General features: G+C 70.8%; 10 protein-coding genes and 1 pseudogene. 7 read left to right on the top strand and 4 right to left on the bottom strand.

The genetic code is table 11. From position 1 onward, the window contains the following. From ACR2FV_RS17070 to ACR2FV_RS17045, 6 genes and pseudogenes are all read left to right on the top strand, one after another. Nucleotides 1–288, top strand: a pseudogene (locus ACR2FV_RS17070) (ACP S-malonyltransferase); the annotation flags it as partial. After that, nucleotides 285–1,334, top strand: coding sequence for a beta-ketoacyl-ACP synthase III (locus ACR2FV_RS17065; protein WP_434016902.1), 1,050 nt, complete (start codon nucleotides 285–287; stop codon nucleotides 1,332–1,334). The pseudogene ACR2FV_RS17070 and the gene ACR2FV_RS17065, both read left to right, overlap by 4 nt. Before the next feature lie 69 nt (nucleotides 1,335–1,403). Beyond that, a complete protein-coding gene (locus tag ACR2FV_RS17060) occupies nucleotides 1,404–1,652 on the top strand; it encodes an acyl carrier protein (RefSeq protein WP_434016901.1) in 249 nt (82 codons plus the stop codon). Between the two features lie 121 nt (nucleotides 1,653–1,773). Further along, a complete protein-coding gene (gene fabF / locus ACR2FV_RS17055) occupies nucleotides 1,774–3,033 on the top strand; it encodes a beta-ketoacyl-ACP synthase II (RefSeq protein ID WP_434016900.1) in 1,260 nt (419 codons plus the stop codon). Then, on the top strand, nucleotides 3,030–4,481 hold the full coding sequence (locus ACR2FV_RS17050) for an acyl-CoA carboxylase subunit beta (protein ID WP_434016899.1): 1,452 nt from the start codon (nucleotides 3,030–3,032) through the stop codon (nucleotides 4,479–4,481). The genes fabF and ACR2FV_RS17050 overlap by 4 nt, the downstream gene beginning before the upstream one ends. A 57-nt stretch (nucleotides 4,482–4,538) precedes the next feature. Continuing rightward, the gene (locus ACR2FV_RS17045) at nucleotides 4,539–5,648 is read left to right on the top strand and encodes a glycosyltransferase (protein ID WP_434016898.1); all 1,110 of its coding nucleotides are present in this window, start codon (nucleotides 4,539–4,541) and stop codon (nucleotides 5,646–5,648) included. On the opposite strand, the gene ACR2FV_RS17040 is transcribed toward ACR2FV_RS17045, so the two are convergent. Together ACR2FV_RS17040 and ACR2FV_RS17035 are read right to left on the bottom strand one after the other, a co-directional pair. Continuing rightward, complete coding sequence (locus ACR2FV_RS17040) at nucleotides 5,649–6,128, bottom strand: DUF3145 domain-containing protein (RefSeq protein WP_434016903.1); 480 nt, start codon at nucleotides 6,126–6,128, stop codon at nucleotides 5,649–5,651. Nucleotides 6,129–6,268: 140 nt separating this feature from the next. Continuing rightward, a complete protein-coding gene (locus ACR2FV_RS17035) occupies nucleotides 6,269–6,685 on the bottom strand; it encodes a hypothetical protein (protein WP_434016897.1) in 417 nt (138 codons plus the stop codon). A 198-nt stretch (nucleotides 6,686–6,883) separates the two neighbouring features. Between ACR2FV_RS17035 and ACR2FV_RS17030 the strand changes: the two genes are divergently transcribed. Beyond that, on the top strand, nucleotides 6,884–8,173 hold the full coding sequence (locus tag ACR2FV_RS17030) for an LCP family protein (protein ID WP_434016896.1): 1,290 nt from the start codon (nucleotides 6,884–6,886) through the stop codon (nucleotides 8,171–8,173). Nucleotides 8,174–8,182: 9 nt separating this feature from the next. Here ACR2FV_RS17030 and ACR2FV_RS17025 read toward each other — a convergent pair whose 3' ends face one another. Beyond that, nucleotides 8,183–8,914 (bottom strand): M15 family metallopeptidase, encoded by a 732-nt coding sequence (locus ACR2FV_RS17025; protein WP_434016895.1) that lies wholly within the window; start codon nucleotides 8,912–8,914, stop codon nucleotides 8,183–8,185. Nucleotides 8,915–9,031: 117 nt separating this feature from the next. After that, nucleotides 9,032–10,153 (bottom strand): NAD(P)/FAD-dependent oxidoreductase, encoded by a 1,122-nt coding sequence (locus ACR2FV_RS17020; protein ID WP_434016894.1) that lies wholly within the window; start codon nucleotides 10,151–10,153, stop codon nucleotides 9,032–9,034. Nucleotides 10,154–10,218: the final 65 nt, after the last annotated feature.

The raw sequence follows: 10,218 nt of genomic DNA, 5'->3' as shown, positions 1-10,218 counted from the left end.
CACCGGATGATCCGCGAGCACGGCTCACCCGAGGAACCCACCGACGCCCCGACGTGGCGCCTCGTCGTCTCACCGGTCAAGGGCAAGGTCAGCCCGGCCGACGGGTTGTCCCTGGACGCCGATGTGCGCCCCGGCGAAGTCGTGGCCACGGTGAGCACGCTGCGCGAGACACACAACGTCAAGGCCCCCTACGGCGGTCACATCATCGAGTGGTTGGTCGAGCCGAGCGACCCCGTCAGCCCCGGCCAGCCGCTGCTGCGCCTGCACCCGCACGAGGACGCATCATGACACAACAGGCCACCCACTCCGCACGGGCGCACATCACCCTGCCCGAGCCGACGCAGTATGCGCGAGTGATGGGCATCGGCGCCTATCGCCCGGACCGGGTGGTCACCAACGACGAAATCTGCGAGCACATCGACTCCACCGACGAGTGGATCCGGCAACGCAGCGGCATCGCCACGCGCCGTTTCGCCGCCCCCGAGCAGACCGTCATCGACCTCTCTGAGCCGGCCGCGTTGGACGCCATGGCAATGGCAGGGGTCGGCCCCGACCAGATCGACGTCGTCCTGCTGGCGACCGTGACCCACCCCTACCAAACGCCGGCCGCAGCCCCGATGCTCGCGGACCGACTCGGCATACCTGCGCCTGCGGCCTTCGACCTCTCTGCCGCGTGCGCGGGCTATTGCTACGGCATCGGCCTGGCCAACGACATGGTCCGCTCCGGCAGCGCCCGGCACATCCTGGTCGTCGGCGTTGAGAAGCTCTCCGACTTTACCGACCCGCGCGACCGGGGCAGCGCGTTCATCTTCGGCGATGGAGCCGGCGCAGCAGTCGTCGGACCGTCGGACTTCCCCGGGATCGGACCCACGACGTGGGGCAGCGACGGCAAGGACTGGGACAAGATCGCCCAACGCGAGCCGTGGACCGACCTGCGCGAAGCAATGGAGTCCCCTGGCCGTGCAGATGGCATTCACTGGCCCTCCATCGGTATGCAGGGCCAGGCCGTGTTCCGCTGGGCGGTCTACTCCATGGCCCCGGTCGCCCGCAAAACGCTGGAAGCAAGTGGGGTCACCCCAGAGCAGCTGTCAGCGTTCGTACCGCACCAAGCCAACCTGCGGATCACCGACTCCATGGTCAAAGAGCTGAATTTGCCCGCCCATGTGCAGGTCGCGCGCGACATCGTCGACACCGGCAACACCTCGGCAGCCTCGGTCCCCTTGGCGATGTCGCGGATGTTGAGCGAAGACCCCTCGCTGAGCGGCGGCCTTGCGCTCCAGCTGGGCTTCGGTGCGGGCCTGGCCTATGCCGCCCAGGTCGTGGTCCTGCCCTGATGAATCTCCCGATGGCCCGGCGGGTAATCCGGGTCAGCCCATCTCATTCGACAACAAGGAGCAACCCCGATGGCCATGAATGAACAGGAGATCCTCGCGGGTCTGGCTGAGATCGTCAACGAAGAGACCGGCATCGAGACTGACGCCGTGCAGATGGACAAGGCCTTCACCGAGGACCTCGACATCGATTCGTTGTCCATGATGACGATCGTGGTCAACGCCGAGGACAAGTTCGGCGTGCGCATCCCCGACGACGAGGTCAAGAACCTCACCCACGTCCGCGACGCCGTCAACTACATCAACTCCAACCAGGGCTGACCCACCCCGGTCCGGTATGCCGCACCGCCGGCAACGGCGCTCAGCATACCGGAGCGGCGGTCCGCCCCTCCCCAGCCGCGCCCGCTGGGGAACCGATGAGTCCATACGAGGAGCAGCACAGATGTCCGCAGGTAGTGAGCGCCGCGTCGTCGTCACCGGATTGGGGGCCACCACTCCCGTCGGGGGCACCGCTCCCGCGACCTGGGAGGCGATCGTGGCCGGCCGCCCCGGCGCCAAGACGCTGCCGCAGGAGTGGATCGATGAGCACCAGCTGCCGGTCACCTTCGCCGCGACCCTCGACACTCCCACCTCTCAGACCCTGAGCAAGGTCGAGGTGCGCCGCAACGACCCCGCCGGACAGTACGCCCTGGTCGCCTCGCGGGAGGCCTGGGCCGATGCCGGCATCGAGGACGTCGACCCCGAGCGGCTCGGCGTGGCAATCGGCTCGGGCATCGGCGGAGTCTGGACGCTGCTGGACCAGTGGGACATCCTGCGCACCAAGGGACCGCGGAGGGTATTCCCTCTCGCCGTGCCCATGCTGATGCCCAACGGCCCCGCCGCTGCGGTCTCCCTCGACCTGCACGCCCGGGCCGGGGCGCACTGCCCGGTCAGTGCCTGCGCGAGCGGCGCCGAGGGGATGGGCCTGGCGCTCAGCATGATCCGCAGCGGCCGAGCGGACGTCATGGTGGCGGGCGGCACCGAGGCGGCCATCCACCCGCTGCCGATCGCGGCGTTCGCGGCCATGCATGCGCTGTCGACCCGCAACGACGACCCGGCCACCGCCTCGCGCCCCTACGACACGTCCCGGGACGGCTTCGTCATCGGTGAGGGCGCCGCGGTGTTCGTGCTGGAGGAGGAGGAGCACGCAAAGGCTCGAGGTGCCACCATCTACGCCGAGCTGGCGGGGGCCGGCATGTCCTCCGACGCCTACCACATCACCGCGGGCGAGCCCGGGGGTGCCGGAGCCGCGCGAGCCATGCTCGAAGCGGTGGCCGACGGCGGCCTGGAGATGTCGCAGATCGACCACATCAACGCCCACGCCACCTCAACCCCGGTCGGGGACAAGGCCGAGACCCGCGCCATCCACCGGGCCTTCGGCGAGCTCGCGACCCGGATCCCGGTCACCGCCACCAAGTCGATGACCGGGCACCTGCTGGGCGCCGCCGGTGCGATGGAGGCCGTCCTCACGGTGCTGAGCATCTACCACCGCACGATCCCGCCGACGATCAACCTGGAGAACAAGGACGAGGACATCGACCTGGACGTGGTGACCAAGCAGGCCCGTGCGCTGGGTGAGGCGGATGAGCCGGTTGCTGCGCTCAACAACTCGTTCGGCTTCGGGGGCGCCAACGTCGCGCTCACCTTCCGGAGCGCCCGATGACCACGCATGCGCCCAGCGCCGCCTCCGCCCAGGTCTCGGCCTCCGCCCGGGCCAAGCTGCCCCGGGAGGAGGACCCCCGACTCCCCCGCAAGCGACTGACCACGTTCTACGACGACGGCACGCTGGAGCTGATCACCCCCGAGGACGACTCCGGCTTCCTGGCCGCCGCGGGCACGGTCAAAGGGACCCGCGTGGTGACCTTCTGCTCCGACGCCACGATCCAGGGCGGGGCGATGGGGGTCGCGGGCTGCCAGGTGATCCTCACGGCATACGAGCGGGCGCTGGCCGAGGAGGTGCCGGTCGTCGGGCTGTGGCACTCCGGGGGCGCACGGCTGGCCGAGGGTGTCGTGTCGCTGCACGCCGTCGGCGAGGTCTTCGCGATCATGACCCGGGCCTCCGGGGTCGTCCCGCAGATCTCGGTCGTCATCGGCGCAGCCGCCGGCGGCGCGGCCTACGGCCCGGCGTTGACCGACGTGGTGGTGCTCGGCCCCGACGGGCGGGTCTTCGTCACCGGCCCCGACGTGGTGCGCTCGGTGACGGGCGAGTCCGTCGACGCGCTGCGTCTGGGCGGGCCCGAGCCGCACGGACGTCGCTCCGGGGTGGTGCACGTGGTCACCGAGACCACCGACGACGCCTACGAGCAGGGTCGGCTGCTGTGCTGGCTGTTGTCCGACCAGGGCGAGCTGCAGCTGGACAAGGTCAAGGATCGCGACCTTGCCTCGACCTTCCCCGAGTCGGCCAAGCGGGCCTACGACGTGCACCCGCTGATCGTCAACCTGCTGGACAAGAAGTCACCGTCGGTCGAGCTGTTCCCCAAGTGGGCGCCCAACATCGTGACCACGCTCGGCCGCTTCGGCGGGCGCACGGTCGGGGTGATCGCCAACAACCCGATGCGGCTGGGCGGCTGTCTGGACTCGATCTCCGCCGAGAAGGCCTCCCGGTTCGTGCGGATGTGCGACGCCTTCGGGGTGCCGCTGGTCGTGCTGGTCGACGTCCCCGGCTATCTGCCGGGGGTCGGGCAGGAGTGGGACGGTGTGGTGCGCCGCGGTGCCAAGCTGTTGCACGCCTTCGCCGAAGCCGTGGTGCCGCGGGTGACCCTGGTGACCCGCAAGACCTACGGCGGTGCCTACATCGCGATGAACGCCCGGTCCCTGGGCGCCTCCCGGGTGTTCGCCTGGCCGACCGCCGAGATCGCGGTCATGGGCCACGTCGCCGCGGTCCGCATCCTGCACCGCCGCAAGCTGGCCGAGGTGAGCGAGGAGGACCGTCGGGCCGCGGAGGCCGAGCTGGCCGAGTCGCACGCCCGCCTCACCGGCGGGCTCGAGCGCGCCGTCGAGATCGGGGTCATCGACGAGATCGTCGAGCCCAAGAAGACCCGCTCGGCGCTGGCGCGAGCCATCCTGGACGCCCCTCAGCGTCGCGGACGGCACGGCAACATCCCCCTCTGACCGATGTGCTCGGGATGGTGCACGCCTCCGCCCTGACTCGGACTAGGTTGGCTCCTCGTGCACATCCTGCGGATCGCCAACTTCGTCAGCCCCACCTCGGGGGGCATCCGCACCGCCCTGCGCGAATGGGGCAGGGGCTACCGGTCGCAGGGTCACGAGGTCTCGCTCATCGTTCCCGGCCCAGGCCCGGCGGTCACCGAGGAAGACCAGGGCTGGGTCTACCGGGTGCCGGCCATGCCGGTCGGTCGCACCGGCTACTCCCTGATCTGGAGCCGGACGCGGCTGAGACATCTGATGGAGCGAATCGCTCCCGACACCATCGAGGTCTCCGACCGCGCGACCCTGCGCTGGACCGGGTGCTGGGCCCGGCGGGCCGGTCGTGGATCCATCATGGTCAGTCACGAGCACCTCACCGGCATCATGGACCGCCGCACCCCGGTGCCCCACCGCCCCGCCCACTCGGTGGCCGACCTGATCAACCGTCGCAGTGCCGCTGACTACGACACGATCGCCTGTCCCAGCCGCTTTGCCGCCGAGGAGTTCCTCCGCATCGGTGTGGAGGCACACGTGGTGCCGCTGGGAGTGGACCTGCAGACCTTCCGCGCCGGCCCCGGACCCGAGCGGACCCGGCTCCCGGGCCTGCCCGGCAGTCGACCGCTGCACCTGATCCACTGTGGGCGGCTCTCGCCCGAGAAGAATCCCGCACTGTCCATCCGCACGGTGCGGACCCTGGTGGACCGCGGAGTCGGGGTGACGCTGACCGTCCTGGGGCACGGCCCGATGCGCGACCGGCTGATAACCCTCGCCGAGGGCCTCCCGGTCACCTTCCACTCCTACATCACCGATCGCGCCGAGCTGGCCGCGGTGATGTCCCGCGCCGACGTGGCGATCGCCCCGGGGCCGGTGGAGACCTTCGGACTGGCGGCCCTGGAGGCCATCGCCTGCGGTGTGCCGACCGTCTGCCCCGATCAGGGCGCGCTGCGGGAGGTGGTGGGCCCGGCCGGGACGGCAACCCGGTCACACCCCCATGCCTTCGCCGACGCCGTGCTGGGCCTGCGGGACCGCCCGGCGGCACGGGAGGTGGCCCGGGCGCACGCAGAGCGCTTCACCTGGGCCGTCTCCGCACAGCGGATGCTGACCCTGCACCAGCAGGTGCGGCGAGCCTGATCAGCTCACCTTGTGCAGCCAGGTCACGGGAGCCCCCTCGCCGGCGTGCCGGAAACGCTCGAGCTCGGCGTCCCATGCGGAGCCGATCGCCCGGTCCACCTCCGCGGTGAAGGCACCCAGGTTGCCGCGGGCGTCGGCCAGCAACGCGCGAAGCCGGTCCTCGTTGACGACGACGTCGCCGTTGGCGGACAACCGGGCGTGGTGGATGCCCAGGGCCGGGGTATGCGTCCAGCGTGCACCGTCGGATCCGCGGCTGGCTTCCTCGACGACCTCGTATCGAAGGCCGTCCCAGCCGCGCATCGCACTGGCCAGCTGGGCGCCGGTCCCCTGCTCGCCCGTCCAGGCGAACTCGGTGCGCATGGTGGCAGCCTGCGCCGGCTGAGGGGTCCAGTCCAGGGCGACCCTGGTATCCAGGACGCCTTCGAGAGCCCACCCGATGTGCGGGCAAAGTGCCGTTGGGGTGGAGTGAATGAACACCATCCCGCGGGTCATGACACGTGGCATCACCACTGACATCCGAGCCTCCTTAGTGCGAGGGACGTCTTCCCCAACGACCTCACAAGTGGCGGCGCGGCTATGCCACCATCATCTTGCCACAGCAGTCACGCCCGTCACAACACCTACCAGTCGACGGTCACCGTGCCGCCTCCGTAGCCGTGCTGCTGGTCGCGGCCCTCCACCGTGAGCTCGGTGGTCCCCTCCGGGATCTCCACCCCCGTCTGGGTCCGGGTGAAGGGCTGCTCGCCCGCATGATCGTGGGTCAGCATGTGCTCACCCAGGACCTCACCGTCCTGGTCCAGCACCCGCCAGCCGTCGGCATACCGCTGCGAAGTGTCGTAGGGCGAGGAGACGGTGACATCCAGGCTGGCCACGCCGTCGTCCTGCTCGGTCACCTCGACCTCGACGATGTCGGGATAGCGTTGCGCGGCCGACTCGGCGCTGCTCGTGGCGCCTGCCTCGGAGCCCGATCCGGCTTCGGTGTCGCCGCCACCCCCACCGCAGCCCCCGAGCAGGACCGCCACAAGGCCGATCCTCACGGCCCATCGCACGCTCCGCCTCGTGTGCCACATACCCCAGTGCACCACACCGGGACAGCTTCGCGGCGCGCCGTCGCATCCCGTCGCGCTGGAGGCGCCTTCCAGTGATAATGAGAGCACACCGCGCGGCAACCGCGCCGGATCAGTGAGGGGATCCCCGGCATCATGCAGACCCACAGCGCTACCTCTCGTCGCTTTGTGCCCAGGACCGTCGTGGTCACGCTCATCGCGTCGCTGACCACGGTCACGGCGTGCTCGAGCGAGGATCGGGCCGCGGCACCGACGGAGGGTGAGTCGCAGGCGACCGAGTCGCCCGCCGCGGCCGACTCGGCGACGGAGACCCAGGCCCTCATGGGGGATGTCGCCGCCCGGACGACCGCTGCACCGAGCGCGGCAGCGGACTCGAGCCCCACGACGGGACGCCCGTCGGCAAGCGCTGCAGCGAGCAGTCCGACTTCGACCGCCGTGGCCGCGCCGGCGGTGGACACCGACGCGGTCCCCGCGCCACTGGCCGGTCTTGCCGAGGGTCTGTATGCCGAGGGCCAGGTCTCGATGAGTGATGCGGTCCGCCGGGCGCTGGGTGAGCGCACTGTCGCCGATCTGGCGGCACGGGTCGAGGTGGCCGGCGCCACGGGCGAGTGGAAGGGCACCGGCATCGCGGTGCTGACCTCGGGCGAGGACGTGACCCTGGCTGTCGAGGCCGACGGAGGCTGGCAGATCGTCGGGGGCTGGTGGCCCTCGCTCGGCGTCGATCAACCGGTCCTGGGGGGTGCCCGCCATATGTTGTTCCTCGGCTCCGACGCGCGGCCCGGGGAGGCGGTCGACCGCGCCCGCGCCGACACCATCCAGGTGGTCGGGGTGGACGGCCGAGGTGGCGGCGGGGTCATGGGGATCGCCCGGGACTCCTGGGTGACCATGCCCTCGGGGGGCAAGGCCAAGATCAACGCAGCCATGGTCGAGGCAGGGCCCGCCGGGCAGCAGAGCACGGTGGCTGCCGCGACCGGACTCCCCATCGAAGGCTACCTGCTCACCAGCTTCGAGGGTCTCACCGGCTTGGTGAACGGGCTCGGTGGAGTGCCGGTCGATGCGCCCCGCAGGGTTCTGCAGGTCCCTGCGGGCAACAGTGTCCTCGACGGAAAGACCGCACTGCGGTACTCGCGCGAGCGCAAGACGGTGCCGGGTGGCGACTTCGGCCGCTCGCGCCACCAGGGCGTGGTCCTGCTCGGCATGGCAGCCATGGCCCGGGAACAGGGGCCCAAGGGGCTCCCGGCGATCCTGAGCACTGCCTCACCGCATGTGCTCTCAAACGTCTCGGCCGCGCAAGCGCTCACCTTCGGTGCCAACGCGTATGTCGTCAGTCCCGGTCAGGTGGGCACCAGCGTCGCCAAGGGTGGGTTCGGGTGGAGCGATGACGGTCAGTCGATCGTGCTGCTGGACGGCGCGGCATACGACGACTTCGCTGATTTCGCCGACGGCAACCTCGACTGACCCAGACCGTCAGGGATGAGTGCCGAGCATCCAACCCAGCCGCGCCGATGAGTGTGGCGGTGAGACATAGTCCTGGAGCAGTGCCACCCCGTGCCGGTGCATGGCACGCGCCACCTGGGGCCCTACATACCTGATATGCCAGGGCTCGTAGGCGTAGCCGGTGCGGTCCCGGTAGCCCTTCGGGTAGGACCGGATGAAGCCGAAGCGGTAGGCATGGCGCGCGACCCAGCGCCCCTCGGCGGTCCTGCCGAAACAGGCATCCAGGTAGCACTCACCCAGGGTGGTGTCCAGGTCGACCGCCAGACCGGTCTGGTGCTCGCTGTGCCCGGGGCGGGCGCTCGTGGCGTCGGCCGAGGCCCGGCCGTATGCCCGGACCCACGATGCGTAGGTCTCGGCCTGGGTCTCATAGGACCGGTATGCGCTGATCACTCGAAGCGCGAGCCGGTCAGCCTCGGCCGCAGCGAACAGCTGCCCAAGCTGGTCGGCGACCTCTGCGCGGAGCTGGTATGCCGGATCGTCCTGCCAAGGCACCAGGTCCGGCGGGGCGTAGTCCCGGGGGGTGAGTGGGCGCTGCTTGCCGACCGGGTCCAGCAGGTGCCTCCGATCAGCCCGTTCGAGCCGGGTCGGGCGCTCCTGGTCCTCGCCCGACCAGGTGGCCGAGGCGGTGCCCGGAAGCCACCCGGACGCCGCAAGACCGACGGGTCCGGCCAGGAGCAGGGATCGCCGACTGAGCTCAGGCACCACCCTAGAATGCCAGGTCGGCGTCAGGTCAGTCGATCCCGTCAGCGACAGTTCAAGCCTGCGGCCCGCCGAATGCTCGCTCGCCGTCGTTGCCGTGCAGGAGTGGGCCTCGGCACGTTACCTGCGCACCGTGGCGTCGGACAGAGTGGTCGGGGCACCGAGCCGACTCGACGGGGTCAACACCGGATCCAGCTCCTGCCCCGCGGCCGCGACAGCCAGCTTGCGGCCCAGCGCGGGCGCCTGCTTCCACAGGTTGTGCCCCGCAGGAAAGAGCAGCCCGCCGCTCTCCCACACCGCCATCCCGTCCTCACCCCACGGCAGCAGCGTGACCCAGCAGTGCCGCACGTCGACCGGCTCGGGGTCCAGCCCGGGCAGTGCCCGGCGGACGTAGTCGCCAGCCCTGGCGGCCAGGTCCCCCAGCTCTCCGGACGAGACCAGACTCGCGTCCTCGCGGGCTTCGGTGGTCTGGCTCAGCCCGAGGGCGTATGCCGTGTTGCCGGGGACGGCGGCGGCGTAGATCCCTGTCTCCCCGAACTCACCGCTGGAGTCCTGCAGCGTCGCGAGCCTCGCCGGAGCCTGCCCGCGCACGGCGAAGGTGAGCCGGACGTGCGCGGCGTGCTGCACCGGCAGGGACAGCCCGACGGTGCGGGCCAGGTGCGCGCTGCCCCGTCCAGCGGCCACCACGACCCGGTCGTAGGTGTGCGTGCTGCCGCCGCTGCGCACCTCGACCCGCTCGCCCAGCGGGCGGATGCCGATCACCTCATCGCCAACCCGTCGGTCCCCGAGCATTGCTGTCAGGGCCTGGATGGTCGCCGTCGTGCGGATCGATCCGCCGCCCTCGTCGAGCACGGCCGGGCCGTCGTATGCCGCGAGCAGCGGGTGGCACTGCGCCAACTCCTCCGCGTCGATCCGGCGGGCCGGCACCCCGAGCCGCTGCAGCAACGGGAGCCTGCGCTCCGCCGACGGCCCGAGCGCCACCGCACCGTCGCCGGAGACCATCTCCACCCCGAGCCGCTCGCCCCACTCCGCATACGCCGTGCGGCTCGCCTGAGTGGCCTCGACCAGCCGGGGGTCATCGTGTGCGTGCCGAAAGATCCGCCACAGCCCGCCGGACTGCCCGTTGCCAGGCACCCCCTGCTCGTAGACCCGCACCTCGACCCCGCGCTCCAGCAGCGCGTATGCAGTGCAGAGCCCGACGATGCCGGCGCCGATGACGGCGACCTGCGGCTCGTTGCCCATCCCGACTCTCCCTCACCTCGAGCTGATTCCCCGTGCCAGCGTCATACGGAACGTGCGCCATGGCG

The sequence above is a fragment of the Ornithinimicrobium sp. genome (assembly GCF_051004135.1).
Classification (GTDB): Bacteria; Actinomycetota; Actinomycetes; order Actinomycetales; family Dermatophilaceae; genus Ornithinicoccus.
Note: the sequence above shows the minus strand (reverse complement) of the source record. Positions and strands in the feature narration are given on the sequence as shown.

Coding starts and splice junctions, on each gene's coding strand:
- ACR2FV_RS17065 (WP_434016902.1), top strand. CDS start 285: ATGACACAACAGGCCACCCACTCCGCACGGGCGCACATCACCCTGCCC.
- ACR2FV_RS17060 (WP_434016901.1), top strand. CDS start 1,404: ATGGCCATGAATGAACAGGAGATCCTCGCGGGTCTGGCTGAGATCGTC.
- fabF (WP_434016900.1), top strand. CDS start 1,774: ATGTCCGCAGGTAGTGAGCGCCGCGTCGTCGTCACCGGATTGGGGGCC.
- ACR2FV_RS17050 (WP_434016899.1), top strand. CDS start 3,030: ATGACCACGCATGCGCCCAGCGCCGCCTCCGCCCAGGTCTCGGCCTCC.
- ACR2FV_RS17040 (WP_434016903.1), bottom strand. CDS start 6,128: ATGGTGTTCATTCACTCCACCCCAACGGCACTTTGCCCGCACATCGGG.
- ACR2FV_RS17020 (WP_434016894.1), bottom strand. CDS start 10,153: ATGGGCAACGAGCCGCAGGTCGCCGTCATCGGCGCCGGCATCGTCGGG.